Source organism: Paenibacillus dokdonensis, assembly GCF_004916975.1.
Classification (GTDB): Bacteria; Bacillota; Bacilli; order Paenibacillales; family Paenibacillaceae; genus Paenibacillus_AQ; species Paenibacillus_AQ dokdonensis.
Map to the genome: position 1 here is coordinate 1,712,141 of NZ_STGQ01000001.1, position 18,485 is coordinate 1,730,625.

Here is an 18,485-nt window from a genome sequence, read left to right on the forward strand (position 1 = left end):
ATATGCAAAAAGAGGCCTCCGCGGAAGCGGAGAACCTCTCTGGCTGTAGTTATTAAATAGAGTTAGTAACCTTTACATCCGGATTCAGGTCGGCTTCGTAATCCACACCCTCGGTCTCAAAACCGAAGAGCTGGAAGAACTCGCGCCGGTATCCTTCAAGATCTGTCAGTTCATAGATATTGTCTGATGTAACGCTGTCCCATAGCTTAACCACTTCAGCCTGCACGTCATCACGGAGCTCCCAATCATCAATGCGGATCCGTCCAGACTCGTCTACAGGAGTTTCTCCTCCAGTGTACAGACGTTCAGTGAACAAACGGTAGGTTTGCTCGATGCAGCCTTCGTGAATGCCTTTTTCCTTCATGATTTTATAGAGTGAAGAAATGTAAAGTGGCACGACTGGTATGGCAGAGCTGGATTGCGTCACTAATCCTTTGCTTACGACAACATAAGCCCGTCCGCCGGTGGACTTCAACAGCTCGTTCATTTTCAGAGCGGTTGCTTCAAGATGATCCTTTGCCCGGCCAATAGAACCTTCACGGTATATCGCCTGGGTGATTTCAGATCCTATGTAAGAATAAGAGAGGGTCGTAACATTTTCCGAGAGAACCTCTGCACCGCGCAGTGCTTGGATCCAGTCTTCCCAGTCATCTCCACCCATAACGGCAACCGTGTCTTGGATTTCTTTTTCTGTAGCTGGCTCCAGCGTGATCTCGGTAACTTCGCCTGTATGAAAATTGACCGTTTTATTCGTGTATGAATTCCCAATAGGCTTTAGAACAGAGTTATACACTTCGCCAGTTTCGGCATCGGTTTTGCGGGCGGAAGCTACGCTATAGATGACCAGATCTACCTTGCCGAGTTCTTCTTTAATCAGTGTGATGGTTTTTTCCTTTGTTTCCTTGGAGAATGCATCACCTGTAACGCTGAAGGATTTAAGGCCAGCTTCCTGAGCAGCGAGTTCAAACGCCGCAGAATTGTACCAACCAGCTGATGCTGTACGTTTTTCAGAGCCGCTGCTTGGGCGATATACGCCAACGGTGTTGGCATGCGCTCCGAAAGCCGCAGTAATTCTTGCTGCAAGTCCATATCCTGTGGAGGCGCCGATGACCAGCACGTTTTTCGGACCCTGAATCTCAGGCTTGGATTGCACATAGTCAATTTGCTCCTGAACCTGTGCAGCGCAGCCTGCAGGATGCGAAGTGGTGCAGATGAATCCGCGTGTTCTCGGTTTAATAATCATATTTTACATTTCCTCTCTTCCAATAAAAGAATACATCATGAGACTAAAAGAAATACTCCTTTCTATTGTATCAATTTTTTGAGAAACGACAAACCTGCTGAGAAGTGTTCTTGAAAAAAACATGGCCATCACCTGTATATTTGACATTGATAATCATTATCATTTAAAATGAAAAGGATCAAGTGAACTGATTGCTCACATCATACATATAGAAGGAGGCGGCTTGGAATGTTTATTCAGCTTCGAAAAATAGTGGTCGTGACAGGAAACGCCGATCAAGTAGTAGCAAGATTTAGCAAGGAGAGTCCCCTGAACAGTATGGAAGGGTTAATCGATAAAACGGTTATGGTCTCCAAGCTCAGCAAGGAAGAAGAAGAAGTTGTGGTTATGATCCGCTGGGAATCACGTGATGCCTGGAAGAACTGGGAGAAGAGCGACGCGCATTTGCAGGGGCATCGCGAGAAAAAAGGACAAGAGCCTCCAGCATATATGATCAGCACGAAGGTAAGTATGTATGAAGTCCAAAGTGTTACTCAAGGGAAAGCCTTTTCAAATTAACTTCTCTTATTAATGAGGAATGAAGAACCCCAGGCATGAGCATTGAGATCATCGCATCTCACTTGTGCATGGGGTTTTTCTGGCTCACTACTGGGGCAATATGCACTAACTCTCATTCAGTAAACGCCGTTACAATGGGATCAAAAGCTAATCCGGTTAACGCCGTTCATATTATTCAGATTCATTCCCGTGAATTTCACGAATACTTCTGCCACTGGTAAAAGCATGTACAGTTCTCAGCCGGTCTATGGTCTGAAAACCGTATTTTTGATAGATCTTTTCTACAGATTCATTGATCGGAAAGACCCACAGCTTCTGGTATCCACGATCCATAGCTTCTTTCTGGATAAATCGGATGAGTTCACCAACCAATCCTTTTCCGCGATAGGCTTCCCGTGTTGCCACGCTTTCTATTCTGGCCTGATCGCGATGTCTCATCAAGCATACCGTTGAAGCGGGAATTCCATCGCTTCTCAGCAGATAATGGGTGAAGGAGGGATGGTTAAACTGCGTCATGAACGTCTTTTCGACGACTTCTCTGCCGCCGAACTCCTTGATGCCGCATTCGATATCCAGTGCATCCTGAACATTCGCTTGTGTCACAGTCTCAATGGTATTTCCCGCACCCAGTGGCATCTCGGACAACTGCCTGTTCCATAGCTGCACGGGACTGATCAGTTCCTCCTGCCGAAAAAGGTTGTCCGTGAGCGTGCGGATAAGTTCCGTCTGCAGCTCCAGGTTATAGATATAGAATCTGGGTACGATCCCTCGGGATTTATAAAAGGAAACGACCTCATCGATGATTTGCTGCGGATGTTCGCATGCTTCATGGATATGGGCATGATTTGCATCATAGTAATTAGCCTGCTGTTCATTGAAGAACAGGGATCCCCATGATCTTTGAATGCGGGTCGAAATTGTTTCGAGATAAGCCGCGTCTAGCTCCAGAATCTCTTGGAATAGATCCATAACGTAAACACCCCCTGGTGGTATGAAGGTTAAGCTACCTCCCCCGATTTCTTCCTTCCATACACGCGATATAAGACAAATCCGAAGAGCATTCCGATAAACGACATAACGGAAATGGTCAGATACATCGTTTTACCCCCAAAGGCTTGGTATAGTGCACCCCCGGCGAAGGAAGCCAAAATACCGGAAACACCGAAGAACAGCAATGCGAGTACGGTTTGTCCAGTGGCTCTCCATTCCACCGGGACGATGCTGTACAGATACTGGATCGCGGCTGTGTAGAACACCGGGAACGTCATAATCTGCAGAAGCTGGATATATGCCATCCAGTCCGGATCGGTTATCCACGCGGAAATGAAAAAGCGGATAAAGTAGAACGCGCCGGCAATGGATATGATCGCGAGCTCCTTATTTTTACGAAGCCACCAGAAGCTTAAGGAAAAGACCAGAATCTCGCTTCCCGCGGCCAGAAACCATGCCAGTCCCAGGAGATCCGGCTTGCCTCCCAAGTCTTTAATATACAAGCCCAGATACGTATCGTTCATTCTGGCAGGAACGGAGCTGATAAAGACCAGGACGAGAAACAGCAGCGTTTCTTTGTTGCGCAGGAAGCTCTTCAGGCTGTTCATGGTTACCGGCTTGCCCGAGACCGGCGCATCAGGCATCAAAAATGTCACAATTAGGCTGATAATGCCAAGCCCGGCAAAGGTGTATCCCAGACTGTGCGCGCCATAATTTGTCATCAGATACCCTGCGAGCAGAGACATGACCGCATAACCCAAAGCACCGAAAGTCCGAAGTGAGCCGTAGCTGATTCCGGCGGATTCCGCTACACGGAAGTTCAGGCTTTCCGTCAACGGATCGACTGGCATCAGGAAGAAATACGTCAGCATGACAAACACGATAATCAAGGCATAGTTGCTTGTGCTGTACAACAAATAACCGGTAACGGTAGTACATATGACAAGAATGATGAGTACTTTGCGGATCGTCCGCGTCCGGTCACTGATCATACCCCATAGTGGCTGGGCAATCAGGGTAATAAAACCGCCGATCCCGATGATCGTGCCGATTTGCGTCTCGTTCAGACCCTGTTCGCTGAAATAAAGCGGCAGGAACGGGATGAACATCGAGAGGAGCGCAAAGAAAAGAAAATTAAAAGATTTTACGGTTACAGAAGATCTCATTGATTGTTCATATCCTTCTCTTCAAGATGAATGAAAACAGCAGCCTTGCTATTTTACCATACGAACGGATGCTATGGTGTGCAGAGGAAAGACAAAGCTCAACTATTTTCTGCGGATCATGGCCGTTGAAATTGAGATGTCCTTTTATGGTACACTATGAAAAGAAATTCATAGAAACTTAAAGGCAAGGAGATCAAAACAATGAAATTGGTATCTTGGAATGTGAACGGCCTTAGAGCCTGCGTGAATAAAGGATTTAACGATTATTTCAAAGAAATGGATGCAGATATATTTTGCGTGCAGGAGACGAAGCTTCAAGAAGGGCAAATTTGCCTGGATTATGGCGAGGAATATACCCAGTATTGGAACTATGCACAGAAAAAAGGATATTCCGGCACAGCGGTATTTACCAGATTGAAGCCTCTTTCGGTCTACTATGGAATGGAAGAAAATGAGGAAGCGGAAGGCCGTCTGGTCACACTGGAATTTGATCCATTTTATCTGGTGAATGTCTATACTCCCAATGCCAGAAGAGATCTGTCGCGGCTGGAACTCAGAATGGAATGGGAAGAACGCTTTCGCAGCTATGTCACGCAGCTGGATGCCAAGAAGCCGGTGATTATTTGCGGTGATCTGAACGTGGCCCATCAGGAAATTGACTTGAAGAACTGGAAGTCTAATGTAGGTAACTCCGGATTCACCCATGAGGAGCGCGGTAAAATGACGGAGCTTCTGGGTGCGGGATTTGTGGACTCATTCAGACATTTCTATCCGGAGCGGAATGATGCATTTAGCTGGTGGTCGTTTATGCCGAAGGTAAGAGAACGGAATGTCGGATGGCGTATCGATTATTTTCTTGTTTCGCAGCGGCTCGTGCCTGCACTAACTGATTCCCGGATTGACTCGCAGACGATGGGTAGTGACCACTGTCCGGTAATTTTGGAACTGGATGAAGATAAGCTGGTTTGATTGTGAAGCAAGCGATAAAAAGGACTGCTCTCACAGCCATTTGCTGGAGGAACAGTCCTTTGTCATTCTGGTATATCAGATCAATTAAGCCCAGACCCCATTCCGGAATACCGGTTCGATGGTGCCATCCGGCAGTTCACCGTCGATCTCTAGCTCCGGGGAGCCAACCATGAAGTCGACATGGGTCAGGCTGACGTTGGCACCGCGTGCCAGCAGGTCTGCCTTGCTAAGCTTGGTTCCACCTTCGATATTTACCGGATAGGAACTGCCGAGGGCAAAGTGACAGGAAGCATTCTCGTCGATACCTGTATTGTAGAATACCCGCTTCATTTTGGAAATTGGCGAGTCAAAAGGCACGAGGGCCATTTCACCGAGATACGATGCTCCTTCATCCGTCTCAAGCAGCGAAGTCAAATGCTCGCGTCCGGAGGCTGCATCATATTCAATGACTTTACCTTCTTTGAATGTCAGCTTGATTCCTTCCACCAGCCGTCCATTCAGATTAAGAGGAAGCGTGCTCGTAACGGTACCATTCACACCGCTGCGATGCGGCATCGTGTAGATTTCCTCCGTTGGCATGTTAGCGACAAAGTAGTTGCCTTCTTCATTATGATCACCGCCTCCAAGCCATAGATAGCCTTCCGGCATTTCGACATGGAGATCGGTTCCAGGAGCACGGTAGTGCAAAGCCTTGTATCGTTTGTTGTTTTCATGAACTCCTGCTTCTGCTTGAGCGTATGAATATGATCCTGCCATGCGGCGACCGGATCATTATCCTCGGTTACCCGGTTCATCTGAAAGACAGCCTCCCACATAGCCGAAACCCGCTGCTCTTCGGGAAGATCAGCAAATACCTTGTCTGCCCAGGCTTTCGTCGGGGCTTTGATAAGTGACCAAGTCACTTTATTGCTGCGTACATAAGATTGATACTTCTCGCGGGCGACAGCAGCAGCCTTGACCGCAGTGGATACTTTTGAAGAATCAATACCTCGGAAAAGCTCCGGATCCGGCACTTTGATATGTAATACCGCACCGCCGCCTTCAGCTAACTGTTCCATGGTGTCCGCTTGCCATTTTGGATAGTATCCAAATGAGTCGTCAGGAGCCTTTTCATAGCGGATTCGCGTTATTTTTTCATCATCCCAATCGACCTGTACGAATTTGGCACCGGCTTCATAGGCTTTAGATACGACATGGCGCGTGAAATCTGCAGTTTCCAATGGCGATTGTACAAGCAGTACCTGCCCCGGTTGGATGTTCACGCCTACTTTAATAACCAGTTCAGCGTATTTTTCTATCATGTGATTGAAATCTGTCATTGCGATTTGTCCTCCGGTTTCTTTTGAAATCTCTTGAAGAATATAGAACCTGATTTTCTATTCAATTATAACCTGAAATGAAAATCGGTGCTTTTGGATTTGCCGGGAACAACATATCAGCTTTTAATCGCACCAGCAGCGATGTCTGAAATGAACTGCTTGCTGACAAACAGAAACATAATAATGAGCGGGATCACAGCCAACAGCGTGCCTGCAATCACGAGTGCATAATCCGTTGTATAAATGCCATTCAGTGAAGCGAGGGCAACCTGCAGCGTGAATTTCCGTTCATCATTGAGTATAATCAGCGGCCACAGATAGTCATTCCATGCCCCGATAAATGTAAATGCTCCAAGGAAGGATAAAGCAGGTCTCAGGATTGGCAGCGAAATATTCCAGTACAGCCGGAAAAATCCGCAGCCATCCATTTTGCCGGCGTCCAGCAGTTCGGACGGAACGGATTCTTCAGCGTACTGCCTGATCCAAAATATGCCGAATGCGTTTGCCATGCCGGGTATAATCAGCGCCTTGAACGATCCCACCCAGCCGAATTTGGCCATAATGACAAAGGAAGGAACCAGGGAGAGCTGGGCGGGTGCCATCATGGTAGCCAGAAGAAGAACGAAAAGCCACTTTTTGCCGGGAAATGTAAATTTGGCGAAAGTGTAGCCTGCCAGCGAATCAAAAAACAACACCAGAATCGTAATTGCAGAGGCAACAAACAACGTATTGAACAGGGTCCGGAAAAAGTTGATGCTCTCGAACACCCGTGAAATATTATCGAACAAATGTGTTCCAAACCATAATTTTGGCGGAAGGCTGTAAATTTCAGGCGTGGTGCGGGTTGCCATGACGGCAAGCCAATAAAAAGGAAAGACGGATACAATGAGACCCGCGATCAGTCCCACGTATAGTAAAACGTTTTTGCTCCGTACCATACAAATCCCTCCCGGTATGTATTGAACATTACATCGTTCCTTTTCCCTGAACCATTTTCCAGTTGAATAAGGAGAAGAGGGCAATCAGAACGAACATCCCCCAGCCGACAGCCGATCCATAACCGAAATAGTTATTGATGAAGGCTTCGCGGTACAAATAGAGGACGATGGTTAATCCCCCGCCGTTGACTCCCCCGTCGTTGCCGACAAGAACTTGCGGTTCAGTGAATATCTGCATGCCGCCAATGGTGGATGTAATGACGGTAAAGAGTATGATGGGACGAAGATTGGGAAGCGTGATGCGGAAAAATGACTGGATACCCGACGCGCCGTCAATTTTAGCTGCCTCATAAAGTACGGACGGAATGCTCTGCAGACCTGCAAGATAGATGACGGCATTATATCCAACCCAGCGCCAGATTACCATAAAGGAAACAGCCAATTGGATGCCCCAGGTATGATTCAGCCACTCGACCGGATCGAGACCAATCAAAGTGAAGATGTAATTCAAAAGTCCGTAATTATTGGAAAAGACAGTACTGAACACGATGGATACGGCGACAAGTGAGGTGACGTTCGGCAGAAAATAACCTATCCGGAAAAAGGTACGGAATTTTACGAAGGAAGCATTGAGCAGAAAAGCTACAACAAGTGCCGAGAAGAGCATCGGAATCGTGGAATAGATCCAGATGAGCAGTGTGTTGCCCACGGCCTTCCAAAACTCCGGATCGGTCAGCATAAACCGGTAGTTATTCACTCCATTGAAGGTCATTACACCGATTCCATCCCATCTTTGAAAGGACAGGTACATGGAAAAGAGAATCGGAAATAGGCCGAACACGGCAAACAGAAGATAGAATGGCGAGATTGCCATATATTCTTTGCGGTGCTTCCATATTTCCGAAGACAGCTTGCGTTTGGTAGTGGCAGGATATGGCGTGCGCGGCTCCAGTGGTTGGCGTAGCGGTTCTCCCATACATTTCAACCTCCCCGGTTGGTGTAATTCTTAACGAAGCAGTTCTTTTTTTAATCGTTTCAGAGCGGCATCCCAAGCTGTATTTGGATCCTTGCCCAGGGATACAGATTGCAGCTCACGGGTTACAATCCCGTTCAAATTTGCATATTTGCTTCCAAAGTACGCTGGTTTAACATTCCGGGCAGATTCGGTGAAAATCTCTCCCGTGCTTTGACCGCCGAAAAAGTCTTCCTTCTCTTTCATAACCGGTGCATCCAGCGCTTGGGTAGCAGACGGAAAGAGGTTGATATCTTTAAAGGCTGTGACCTGATTCTCGGGATTCATCAGCCATTTCATGACTTCGAAAGATTCCTTGGGATATTTGCTTGTTTTCATAATCGCGAGGAAGGAGCCGCCATTATTACCATCACCGCCGGGAGCCCTGGCTACCCGCCATTTGCCGGCTGTATCAGGTGCTGCATCCATCAGGATTTGCTTGCACCATACAGCACCAACGAAGGAGGCGATTTTTCCGTTATTCATCGCGGCATTCCATTCGGACGTGAAAGAGTTAGCGTTAGCGATCAACCCCATCTGTGAAGCCTGCACCGCTAAATCCCATGCTTTTTTCATCGATGAATCTGAATTTTCGCCTATGAAATCGTCTTTTTTATCAAAATAAATTTTGTCTGACTGGGCGTTGATTTGCGTATAGATGCCGCCGATATTATCGGTCAGCTTCACCTTGTTTCCAAGTGACTGCTGCAGCTTTTCACCTGCCTTGAAATAATCCTCCCAGGTGCCCATTTGTTTATGGACTTCTTCAGGATCCGTAGGGAGTCCGGCCTGACTGAACAGATCTTCACGGTAAAATAAAGCGGTAGGGCCCGTATCAATGGGCATAGCGATCATTTTGCCTTCCGGGGTTACACCAAACTGCCATTTCCAGTCCAGATAATCCGGCTCGATATCCTTCGCGCCAAGCTCGTAAAGATCATAAAAGCGGTCTGCACTCGGGAACAGCTCGGTAACCCAGTCGTTAAAGGCTACGATATCGGGGCCGCTGCTGCCTGCAGCCAAGGTCGTCTTGAGCTTGGATTTGAAATCACCGCCGATCTTTTGGGCATTGATCCGTACATCTGGAAATTGTTTTTGCACGGCCTGAATGAGCTTGTCATCAAGACCGCGATTCCAGTACCATAATGTAAGCGTTTTCTGATTTGGGTTTGATGAATTGCTGGAGCATCCACTTACCATGAACACGACAATCAACAGCCAGAAGATGTACACGCGGGTTTTTCCCATCCACTTTGCCTCCATTCTTGTTTCAGCAGGTTGACTAAAATCCTATCCACACTTCCTAAATTATGTATAATGGTAATTATTAATCGCTTTTTTTTTATTTGAAACGCCGTTAATTTCTCAGCAAAGCCACTTTAAAACTAAGGGAGAGTGGATGTATGCAGAATACAGATGTATCTCTGCCGAGAAAATCCCCTGAAGAATTGGGGATTTCTTCGAAAAACGTTATCGGGTTTCTGGATGGTTTGAAAGCGCATAACATTGAACTACACAGCTTTATGTTTCTGCGGCATGGAAATGTGGCTGTGGAAGGCTGGTGGAGTCCGTACGCACCGGAGCTTCCGCACATGCTGTTTTCGCTCAGCAAGAGCTTCACGTCGACCGCGATCGGCATGGCTGTGCATGAAGGGATTTTGACGCTGGATGATCAGGTCATTTCTTTCTTCCCGGAAGATCTGCCTGAGGAAGTGTCTCATCATCTCGCTGCCATGCAAATTCGCCATCTACTCATGATGGGCACCGGCCATGACACAGATACGATGGATGCTCTCCATGAGGCAGTGGACGGCAACTGGGTCAAGGCTTTTCTGAGTCTGCCTGTCGACCATGAACCCGGCACTCATTTTCTTTATAATACGGGTGCTACCTATATGCTATCAGCAATTTTACAAAAGGCATCCGGGCAAAATCTATTGCAATTTTTGCATAATCGTTTGTTTGAGCCACTTGGCATTCAGCATCCAACCTGGGAAACCTGTCCGCGCGGCATACATACAGGAGGCTTCGGCCTGAACATCACAACGGAGGACATTGCGAAGTTCGGACAATTGTATTTGCAAAAGGGAATGTGGCAAGGACAACGCCTAATTGAAGAGCAGTGGATAGATGAAGCCACAAGCAAGCAGATTTCCAATGGTGATGGGGGAGACAGCGACTGGGCTCAAGGTTATGGTTACCAGTTCTGGCGCTGCCGCCATGGTGTTTACCGTGGAGACGGGGCCTTCGGTCAATTCTGTATTGTCTTGCCGGAACATGATGCTGTGATAGCCATGACATCAGGAACCAATGATCTCCAAGGCGTTTTGAATGTTGTGTGGGAGCATCTACTGGATGCACTTCTCCCGGAAGCGGTGGACGCGGACGAATGGTCAGGTGAACTGAAAGAGCGTCTGGAGCAGCTTCATTTGGAGCCTCCTCAGATTGCATTGGATTCATTACGGGAATCGCAAATCAGCGGAAGAACCTATAAGCTTGAAGAGAACGAGCTCAAAATTGATAACCTGAGCATTGAGTTCGATGAGGATGCAGCCGTCCTGACATTGCAGGGGTTGGATGGCGAACATGTGCTGAAGCTTGGCCGACATCATTGGATAATCGGACAATCGCAGTTTTTCAACCGTCAGGATGGATATTTTGCAGGAAGTTTTACCTGGAGAACGACCGAGGCTCTGCTTCTCACGATTCGAGGAATCGAAACACCATTCTGTTTGTCACTTGAAGCACAATATCAGGATGAGGATACCTTAGAGATCCAACAAGGGATCAACGTGTCCTTCGGTCCCACGGAAGGCAAGCCTATTCTGGGAAGGGCTTCGATGGAGTAAAAGGATCTTTTGAATAGAAATTTCAGAAAAGAGCTCACTCGCTGCTATGCGATTGGGCTCTTTCCGTTAGAGTATATTGTTATTTGGTTATATGAAATCATCCATTTTCAGATTGAAACCTATTTTGGTGCTCCACCGTCTAAAGATGAAGGAGGTGGATTTTAGAAAATGAATAAAAACAAAGTGAAAATCTGCTCTTTTCTGTTGACGCTCCTGCTAGTCTTGTCATTGGCAGCATGTGAGAGCCATTCAAAAGAGACATCCAGCCCCCCGGAACAAGATAAGTCTGTGAGTCAAGAGCCTGTGAAGCCTGAACAGACAACAGTCATCAAAGAGGGATCAGGCAGCTTCAGCGGATTAGCGGATCCACACACCGTTGAGATTATCGTTGAAGGTAAGCCGTTGTCTTTTCAATTTGGCGAAGCGTTGAAGCAGTCCGTAGAACAAATCAAACCCGATCAACAAGTCGAATTTAAATATGAAGAAAAAGCCATTGAAGGCGATGCCACGTTGAAACAGCTCATTCTAACCGGAATCACCAAAAGTGAAGCGAAGAAATCGGATGACAATAGCAGTGTGGACAAAGCGCTCCCGGACGATAAAAAGCTTGATGTCACGCTTGAAGGTGAAGAGGAGCAGCGTATCGCTAAGCTGGTGCGCGGAGACGGGTATGCAATGTACATGTTTGAACAGTTTGCGTTTGATAGGGAGAAGAATCTGTTGTATATGCATGTAGATCCTCGTTTCAAGGTGCGCATAGAGAAGTTGACATCCGATTTTAATCTGGATGTTTTGATGCTGAAGGGTAAAGCTGAACTCGGGAAGCATGGTGAGGTTACCCGTTTGAAGGAAAGCGGCTTAGTAGGTACCGTGAAGGGTTCAAAGCTGTTCTTAATGGTACAGGATAAAACGGGGACATATGAATATATCGCCAAGGAACTGGACGGTAACGGCTACATTTTTCATGTGGATATACCGCAGGGTGAAGCTGCCGAGGGTTTCGTACCACTAGCTTTCGCCACCCTGAATACGATTACGAACCAATAACTCGTGATGATTCCAGCAATTTCAAGTCTACAGCCAAAAAAGCTGTTTTGGGCGCTATGCCTAAGACGGCTTTTTCAAATTTACTGCCTGTAAATTAGGATTGAATCGCAGATTTTTAACAATTCATGCCAAAATATTTAATTTTCCTTTAATGAACTTTTCAGCGTGTATTAAGCACCTATTCAGCTTGTTTTAAATGAAGGATGGTACGATCATCTTATTCAAGGGAAGGGAGAATGAAGATGAATGAATAAGGTGACTAAGAACGTATTAATCATCTGCAGCTGCGTCGTTGTGATAGGAGCGGGAGGGACTTATTTTGTCCAGAAAAGCTCGGCGAAGCCCAAGACGGAAACAGCGACGATTACATACGAAGTCAAAAAGGGCAATTTATCGAAAACGGTTACCTCCTCGGGTAATGTGGAGGCATCAGATTCTGTCAACTTATCCTTCAGCGGAAAATCCAAAGTAACCAAGGTCAATGTGAATGCAGGAGATAAAGTGCAAAAAGGCCAGCTGATTGCCGAGATGGATGCAACGGCACTTCAAAATGCGCTCTTGTCCGCGCAGGCCAACTATGACAGTGCGGCTGCGAAGCTTAAAAGCTTGGAAGACGGAACGGATTCTAGTACAATAGCTGATCAAAAATACCAGGTATCCAAAGCCAAATCGGATCTCAGCAGCGCGGAGAGTGATCTGGCAAAAGCCAAGAAACTGGCTAATCCCACTTATATGCAGCAGCAGGTAGACAAGGCCAAAACAGCTGTCGTGAATGCTCAAACGAAGCTCGATGAAGTCAAACAAGGAACGGATCAGTCGCAGGTTTTATTCGCACAGGTGGCTCTCGAGAATGCACAGAATGCATATAAACAGGCAGCGTCACAGCAAAGCGGCGGCCAAGATTCTCCGCAATCCTCTGTGACTGCGGCCCAAAGCAAGGTTGATAACGCAAAACGGACTTACGATCAGGCAGTCGAGCAGCTGACCAAGCTTCAAAAAGGTCCGGAGGAAAGTGATCTCGCGATGGCCAAAGCCAATGTCGCTCAAGCACAGGCTAATCTGAGTGATGCGAAGGCCAATATCGAAGGAGCCAAAATTTTTGCTCCTTATAATGGGATGATTTCAGCGGTGAACATCAAAGCCGGCGAATATCCGACAGGGGATAGTACGGCGGTTTCCATGTTTTCCACTGAAGGAAGCTATAAAATATCGGCTTCTATTGATGACACCGACATTACGGATGTGAAGGCTGGACAGGAAGCGAACATCACCTTTGACGCACTTACGGGAGTGACCTTAAAAGGGAAAGTGACCAGTAGAGCCGTGCTTGGTGAAATTCAAAGCAGTGGACTCGTGACTTTTCCGGTGACAGTGGAGATTACTCCGGGACAGGAAAATGCGGATAAGTTGATTCCGGGACTCAGCGCAACGATTGCGGTTATCACAGACGGCAAGAAGGATGTGCTGAGCGTACCGGATGCGGCGATCAAATCCTTTGGCGGCAGAAAAATCGTGATGGTTGATAATAACGGTACAACGGAACAAAAGGAAATCACGACCGGACTTGATGATGGAGCCAGCACGGAGGTGATGTCAGGCCTATCGGAAGGCGATAAGGTCAGCATTACGATGACCACGACTTCAACGAACAAATCAGCTTCCTCATCCATGATGCAAGGTGGATTCGGCGGCTTTGGCGGCTTCAGCGGCGGTCAAATGCAGGGCGGCAGGGAACAGTTTAACCGCACCGGGGGTACAGGCACGCGGCAAAGCAGCACTGGTAACGGAGGTGGCCGGTAGTGATCACCTTTGATAACGTAGATAAAATTTATGCTTCAGGAGAAATGAGGGTTCATGCTTTAAAAGGTGTAACCCTGCATATTGAGGAACGGGAGTTTGTTTCCATCATGGGTCCGTCCGGCTCTGGAAAATCAACCATGATGAATGTGATAGGTTGCCTGGATAAACCGAGTTCTGGCATGTACACATTGGATGGTACGGTTATCGGAACCGCAACAGCCAAGCAGCTTTCAGAGGTCCGTAATCAAAAAATCGGTTTTGTATTTCAGAACTTCAATCTTTTGAAGCGGACCTCCGCGATTGAAAATGTGGAGCTTCCCATGCTGTATGCAGGAAAAAGTAAGAAGCAGCGGCGGGAACGGGCGGAATACTGTCTTGAGCTGGTGGGACTGAAGGATCGGATGCATCATAAGCCGAACGAGCTGTCAGGAGGACAGCAGCAGCGGGTAGCCATAGCCCGTGCATTGTCCAATGATCCATCTATTATTTTAGCGGATGAACCTACAGGGAATTTGGATTCTGCGTCGTCGGAAGAGATTATGGGCATTTTCAAACAGCTGAATAACAACGGGAATACGATTGTTATCGTCACGCATGAACCGGAAATCGCAGTACATACCCATCGAATCATCTGGTTCCGGGATGGAAAAATCGAATCGGACCGGCTGAATACGGGACGTGTGTCTGTATGAATATAGGTGAACTGCTGAAGTTGTCCTTTCGAAGTTTGCAATCCAATCTGCTCCGTTCGTTTTTAACCATGCTCGGTATTATGATCGGGGTGGCAACGGTCATTGCGATGATATCCATCGGGCAAGGAACCAATAATCAGGTAACCAGTCAAATCCAGAGCCTTGGATCCAATCTGATTACGGTGACCGCTTCTTCTTCCGGACAGTCAGGAGCGGGCGGGGGCAGTGAGGGAACACTCACTCTTGAGGATGCGGAACCCATCTCGAAGATCAGCACGGTGAAATATGTGGCTCCAGTCATGCAGGCGAGTACGTCGTTTAAGAATGGAGCAAATATTACGTCCACAAGCATCATTGGTACTACACCAAGCTATGCAGACATTAAGTCCTGGGAGACGGATATCGGGCGTTTCTTTACAGAGGACGAAGTGACGGACAAAGCTAAGGTGGTAGTGCTGGGGGCTTCGACGGCTGAAAATTTGTTCGGAAAAGCAGGTTTTGATGCAATAGGCAGTATCGTCAAAATCAACAATATCCCTTTTCGAGTGATAGGCGTATTGAAGTCCAAGGGCTCGTCAGGCACCACAGATCTGGATGATACGGCGATCTCTCCGATCACCACGGTTCAGGCGAGGTTCCAGGCAGGCGGCTCCAAGAATTCGATCCGGCAAATTCTGGTGGAGGCCAAGAATCCAAATACAATCCAAAGCACCATGGCATTGATGGAATATACGATGCGACAAAGCCATAAGCTGGGAAACGGCGAGGATGATTTCAAGGTGCAAAGCCAGGAGGATGTTCTGTCTTCCGCTGAAAGCGTCACGAAGACATTAACGCTATTCCTGGGCGGCGTGGCGGCCATTTCTCTTCTGGTCGGAGGGATCGGCATAATGAACATCATGCTGGTATCGGTCACAGAGCGTACTCGTGAGATCGGAACCCGTAAAGCAATCGGAGCTAAGGAAGGCACTATCCTGTCCCAGTTTCTTGTTGAATCGGTTACGCTGGCGATACTGGGCGGTATCATTGGCGTTTTACTCGGATTCGGAGGTTCCAAACTGGTAGGTAATATGATGAGTATCAAGACAGCGATCTCCATGAATTCAGTTTTGTTGGCCGTTGGCTTCTCAGCTTGCATCGGAATTATCTTTGGTGTGTTTCCCGCGAGAAAAGCTGCCAAGCTGGACCCGATTGAAGCTCTGCGGTACGAATGATTTATAAAGAAAAAAGAGCCTAAGCAGGCTCTTTTTCTGTTTCTTCAGAGGGGGTTTTCCACAGGACAACTTGGCGGGTCTTGCTGAACTTCTCGTAGAACAGCATCGGATCTTTTTTAAACAAATGGATCACCAGGTGAACAAAGAACCAGGCGTTCATGAAGAAAACGATGATTCCCAGGAAAAGTCTGCCGATCTCCGGAATATTATCCAGCGAGCCGGCCAGCACGCGGTTAAGACCGAAAAATACCCAGTACAATAATCCATAACGCTTGAACAATGCGGCCAATGTAATTCGGTCTCCCATTTTAGTCAACCGGATACGCACCACCCATTTTCCGGGTGTGAGTCCATCGGTAAACCAGGGTATCAATATGAAGTATATGCCTGTGGCCACCCAAAATGAAGCGGGAATATGCAGTACATAACACATGGCCATCAGAATCGGCCAGATTACAGAATCAATCAGAAAAGCGATGGCTCTGCGTGTGTATGTGACCCTTTTAGTAGATACGTTTACATCCTCATCAAGCTTTTCGATTCGTGGCAGAAGACCAGATAACCATTCCGCTGCCAGATACCCGCAAACGCCGCCCAGCGTGTTCATAATCAAATCATCGACGTCAAAGACACGGTAAGCGTGGTCGTATAATCCATAGATCCCGGTTAGCTGAGTAACCTCGAAAAAGAGAGACAACAGGAATGAAAACAGGATCGAGCGGACCCAGCCCGTACGGAAATAATAACGAAGTACCATACCAAAAGGGACTGTGAGCAGGATATTGAATATGACCTGCAGAAATGCGCGTTCCTTCAGGAGATGCAGATATGTTGAAGGATCTCCTCCGATGACGGAAGTTTCCCTCAAAATATCATTGATGAAGTTAAGCGGCAGCAGCTGCATGGCCCCCGATGCTAGTGCAGGGTTATGCCGTGTTGCGGGCAGCGGGAGAATGACCAGGAAAAATGCATTAAGCAAATAGAGCAGGAACAGGTACAGCACAAATGCGCGGACCTTATTAATATATCCGTATTTACGGTATTGAACGATTAAAAACGGCAGGGTAAACAAGAGAGCCGCAAACGGAAAAGACATAAAGGCATAGGAAATGGGAAACAGATAGGAATGAAGCATCATCACACCGCCATTCTTATAACATGGATTATGACTGGCTTGTAACAGCCGAGTATGATCATAACATATTCATGGTTTGATCATGTTTAAATTTAGTTTAAATTTTTGAATCAGCCGAGCATGCTTTATATTCACAAATAAGCACAATAGGTTATACTAAAAAATACATTTATAAAAATACATAGTCATCACGGATGATTACACCAGGAGGATATGGATGGGACAAGCAGAAGGATCATTGCAGAAAAAATTAAAGCCTAGACATATCAGCTTTATGGCGATGGGCGGTGTGATCGGAACAGGGATTTTTAAAGGCAGTGCTGAGACGATTGGACTGGCGGGGCCCGGGGTTATCGTATCTTATATATTTGCAGGGCTGCTGCTGCTGGTCGTCATGGCTGCGATGGCGGAAATGGCGACCGTGTATCCTGGCCGAAACATGAAGGATTTTGTCCGCGAAGCTTTCGGACAGAAAATCTCTTTTATTATGGGCTGGATGTACTGCTTCATGTGGTTATCGGTATGCGTGATTGAGATTATAGCTGCTGGCAGCTTTTTGCAATATTGGTTTGCGGAAGTTCGGCCAGTGCGGCCTTTATTATTCTTATCAATCTAATGAGCGTGGGGACATTCGGAGAATTCGAATTTTGGCTGGCAGGCATCAAAATCGCCATGATTATTATATTTATTGTTCTTGGAATGGGTTTAATATTCGGTGTTATTCCAAGTGAGCATACGCCTTACTTACAGAATTTCACAAACTACGGAGGCTTCTTTCCGAATGGCTGGACATCGGTTTTCTCTGCACTGCTTGTAGTCATGTTTTCCTATGGCGGCTCTGAGCTTATCGGTTTAACGCTGACCGAAACGGAAAATGCAGAGCGTATATTACCCAAGGTGGTCGGTAATTTTATTCTGAGAATCATTCTGTTTTTTACGCTGCCGATTCTTATTATTTGCGGATTGATTCCATGGAATCAGGTGGGGCCGGAGAGCAGTCCGTTCGTGCAAGTGCTTTCCTCGACAGGACTGCCCAGCGCGGCCCATATTATGAATTTTATCCTGGTTACCGCTGTGCTGTCGGCCGCGAACTCGGGAATCTATGGGGCATCGCGGATGCTCTTCTCCATGGCGGCTGCCGGTGAGGCTCCCAAGCTGTTGGCAAAAACAAACCGAAAGGGCAGCCCGGTGAACACGCTGCTGTTATGCGGAGTCATACTGCTGGCAGGTGCTATGCTGTGGATGTTTGCGCAGGAGCAGTTGTTCCGGGTGCTGATGGCGGTACCGGGATTCGTCGTTCTTCTGGTATGGATTTGTATTGTTCTTTCCCAGATGAAGCTTCGAAAAGCATACCCGGTTCATCCCACCTTCAAAGTTTGGGGATCTCCAATTGTAACAGGTACCGTAGTTTTGTGTCTGGCGGTCATTGCCGTATTGTTTCTTTTTGATCAGCAAAACCGGTTCAGCATCGGGATATGTCTGGCGGTTCTGCTGATGCTTATCATTTGGTCCATTGCCAAATTCAGGTCCAAACCAGACGGTGTATAAGGAGC

At 47.1% G+C, this 18,485-nt stretch carries 14 protein-coding genes and 2 pseudogenes; 8 read left to right on the forward strand and 8 right to left on the reverse strand.

The window, feature by feature from the left end; genetic code table 11:
- Positions 1 to 52: 52 nt before the first annotated feature.
- Complete coding sequence (gene fabV, locus E6W40_RS07980) at positions 53 to 1,243, reverse strand: enoyl-ACP reductase FabV (protein ID WP_136605000.1); 1,191 nt, start codon at positions 1,241 to 1,243, stop codon at positions 53 to 55.
- Between the two features lie 228 nt (positions 1,244 to 1,471).
- On the opposite strand from fabV, the gene E6W40_RS07985 reads away from it, so the two are divergent.
- Positions 1,472 to 1,801 carry an antibiotic biosynthesis monooxygenase gene (locus E6W40_RS07985; RefSeq protein WP_136605001.1) on the forward strand — a complete coding sequence of 110 codons (330 nt, stop codon included), beginning with the start codon at positions 1,472 to 1,474 and terminating at the stop codon, positions 1,799 to 1,801.
- A 171-nt stretch (positions 1,802 to 1,972) separates the two neighbouring features.
- Here E6W40_RS07985 and E6W40_RS07990 read toward each other — a convergent pair whose 3' ends face one another.
- Together E6W40_RS07990 and E6W40_RS07995 are read right to left on the reverse strand one after the other, a co-directional pair.
- Positions 1,973 to 2,770, reverse strand: a complete 798-nt coding sequence (locus E6W40_RS07990; RefSeq protein ID WP_136605002.1) for a GNAT family N-acetyltransferase — start codon at positions 2,768 to 2,770, stop codon at positions 1,973 to 1,975.
- Between the two features lie 29 nt (positions 2,771 to 2,799).
- Entirely contained in the window at positions 2,800 to 3,957 is a 1,158-nt protein-coding gene (locus tag E6W40_RS07995) for an MFS transporter (RefSeq protein ID WP_136605003.1), read from the reverse strand.
- Between the two features lie 201 nt (positions 3,958 to 4,158).
- Between E6W40_RS07995 and E6W40_RS08000 the strand changes: the two genes are divergently transcribed.
- Complete coding sequence (locus tag E6W40_RS08000) at positions 4,159 to 4,926, forward strand: exodeoxyribonuclease III (protein WP_136605004.1); 768 nt, start codon at positions 4,159 to 4,161, stop codon at positions 4,924 to 4,926.
- Between the two features lie 84 nt (positions 4,927 to 5,010).
- Here the strand turns inward: E6W40_RS08000 and E6W40_RS08005 are convergent.
- The 4 genes and pseudogenes from E6W40_RS08005 to E6W40_RS08020 form a co-directional block, all read right to left on the reverse strand.
- Positions 5,011 to 6,245: pseudogene (locus E6W40_RS08005) on the reverse strand (aminopeptidase).
- A gap of 116 nt (positions 6,246 to 6,361) precedes the next feature.
- Complete coding sequence (locus E6W40_RS08010) at positions 6,362 to 7,183, reverse strand: carbohydrate ABC transporter permease (protein ID WP_136605005.1); 822 nt, start codon at positions 7,181 to 7,183, stop codon at positions 6,362 to 6,364.
- A 28-nt stretch (positions 7,184 to 7,211) separates the two neighbouring features.
- The gene (locus E6W40_RS08015) at positions 7,212 to 8,057 is read right to left on the reverse strand and encodes a carbohydrate ABC transporter permease (RefSeq protein WP_425464939.1); all 846 of its coding nucleotides are present in this window, start codon (positions 8,055 to 8,057) and stop codon (positions 7,212 to 7,214) included.
- A gap of 132 nt (positions 8,058 to 8,189) precedes the next feature.
- Positions 8,190 to 9,443: an ABC transporter substrate-binding protein gene (locus E6W40_RS08020; RefSeq protein ID WP_136605007.1), complete on the reverse strand. Its 1,254-nt coding sequence runs from the start codon at positions 9,441 to 9,443 to the stop codon at positions 8,190 to 8,192.
- Positions 9,444 to 9,598: 155 nt separating this feature from the next.
- On the opposite strand from E6W40_RS08020, the gene E6W40_RS08025 reads away from it, so the two are divergent.
- From E6W40_RS08025 to E6W40_RS08045, 5 genes are all read left to right on the forward strand, one after another.
- Complete coding sequence (locus E6W40_RS08025; RefSeq protein WP_136605008.1) at positions 9,599 to 11,044, forward strand: serine hydrolase domain-containing protein; 1,446 nt, start codon at positions 9,599 to 9,601, stop codon at positions 11,042 to 11,044.
- Between the two features lie 168 nt (positions 11,045 to 11,212).
- The gene (locus E6W40_RS08030) at positions 11,213 to 12,091 is read left to right on the forward strand and encodes a hypothetical protein (RefSeq protein ID WP_136605009.1); all 879 of its coding nucleotides are present in this window, start codon (positions 11,213 to 11,215) and stop codon (positions 12,089 to 12,091) included.
- Positions 12,092 to 12,337: 246 nt separating this feature from the next.
- On the forward strand, positions 12,338 to 13,891 hold the full coding sequence (locus E6W40_RS08035) for an efflux RND transporter periplasmic adaptor subunit (RefSeq protein WP_136605010.1): 1,554 nt from the start codon (positions 12,338 to 12,340) through the stop codon (positions 13,889 to 13,891).
- Between the two features lie 44 nt (positions 13,892 to 13,935).
- The gene (locus E6W40_RS08040; RefSeq protein WP_136606893.1) at positions 13,936 to 14,583 is read left to right on the forward strand and encodes an ABC transporter ATP-binding protein; all 648 of its coding nucleotides are present in this window, start codon (positions 13,936 to 13,938) and stop codon (positions 14,581 to 14,583) included.
- Positions 14,580 to 15,797: an ABC transporter permease gene (locus tag E6W40_RS08045; protein WP_136605011.1), complete on the forward strand. Its 1,218-nt coding sequence runs from the start codon at positions 14,580 to 14,582 to the stop codon at positions 15,795 to 15,797. Before E6W40_RS08040 ends, E6W40_RS08045 begins: the two co-directional genes overlap by 4 nt.
- Positions 15,798 to 15,816: 19 nt before the next feature.
- Here E6W40_RS08045 and E6W40_RS08050 read toward each other — a convergent pair whose 3' ends face one another.
- Positions 15,817 to 16,932 (reverse strand): VanZ family protein, encoded by a 1,116-nt coding sequence (locus E6W40_RS08050; protein WP_136605012.1) that lies wholly within the window; start codon positions 16,930 to 16,932, stop codon positions 15,817 to 15,819.
- Positions 16,933 to 17,149: 217 nt separating this feature from the next.
- Between E6W40_RS08050 and E6W40_RS08055 the strand changes: the two are divergent.
- A pseudogene (locus E6W40_RS08055) lies at positions 17,150 to 18,480 on the forward strand (amino acid permease).
- The last annotated feature ends 5 nt before the right edge of the window (positions 18,481 to 18,485 follow it).

Bases quoted from the DNA above. Each gene is read 5' to 3' on its own strand.
- fabV (WP_136605000.1), bottom strand. From the start codon at position 1,243: ATGATTATTAAACCGAGAACACGCGGATTCATCTGCACCACTTCGCAT.
- E6W40_RS07985 (WP_136605001.1), top strand. From the start codon at position 1,472: ATGTTTATTCAGCTTCGAAAAATAGTGGTCGTGACAGGAAACGCCGAT.
- E6W40_RS07990 (WP_136605002.1), bottom strand. From the start codon at position 2,770: ATGGATCTATTCCAAGAGATTCTGGAGCTAGACGCGGCTTATCTCGAA.
- E6W40_RS07995 (WP_136605003.1), bottom strand. From the start codon at position 3,957: ATGAGATCTTCTGTAACCGTAAAATCTTTTAATTTTCTTTTCTTTGCG.
- E6W40_RS08000 (WP_136605004.1), top strand. From the start codon at position 4,159: ATGAAATTGGTATCTTGGAATGTGAACGGCCTTAGAGCCTGCGTGAAT.
- E6W40_RS08010 (WP_136605005.1), bottom strand. From the start codon at position 7,183: ATGGTACGGAGCAAAAACGTTTTACTATACGTGGGACTGATCGCGGGT.
- E6W40_RS08015 (WP_425464939.1), bottom strand. From the start codon at position 8,057: ATGGCAATCTCGCCATTCTATCTTCTGTTTGCCGTGTTCGGCCTATTT.
- E6W40_RS08020 (WP_136605007.1), bottom strand. From the start codon at position 9,443: ATGGGAAAAACCCGCGTGTACATCTTCTGGCTGTTGATTGTCGTGTTC.
- E6W40_RS08025 (WP_136605008.1), top strand. From the start codon at position 9,599: ATGCAGAATACAGATGTATCTCTGCCGAGAAAATCCCCTGAAGAATTG.
- E6W40_RS08030 (WP_136605009.1), top strand. From the start codon at position 11,213: ATGAATAAAAACAAAGTGAAAATCTGCTCTTTTCTGTTGACGCTCCTG.
- E6W40_RS08035 (WP_136605010.1), top strand. From the start codon at position 12,338: ATGAATAAGGTGACTAAGAACGTATTAATCATCTGCAGCTGCGTCGTT.
- E6W40_RS08040 (WP_136606893.1), top strand. From the start codon at position 13,936: ATGAGGGTTCATGCTTTAAAAGGTGTAACCCTGCATATTGAGGAACGG.
- E6W40_RS08045 (WP_136605011.1), top strand. From the start codon at position 14,580: ATGAATATAGGTGAACTGCTGAAGTTGTCCTTTCGAAGTTTGCAATCC.
- E6W40_RS08050 (WP_136605012.1), bottom strand. From the start codon at position 16,932: ATGCTTCATTCCTATCTGTTTCCCATTTCCTATGCCTTTATGTCTTTT.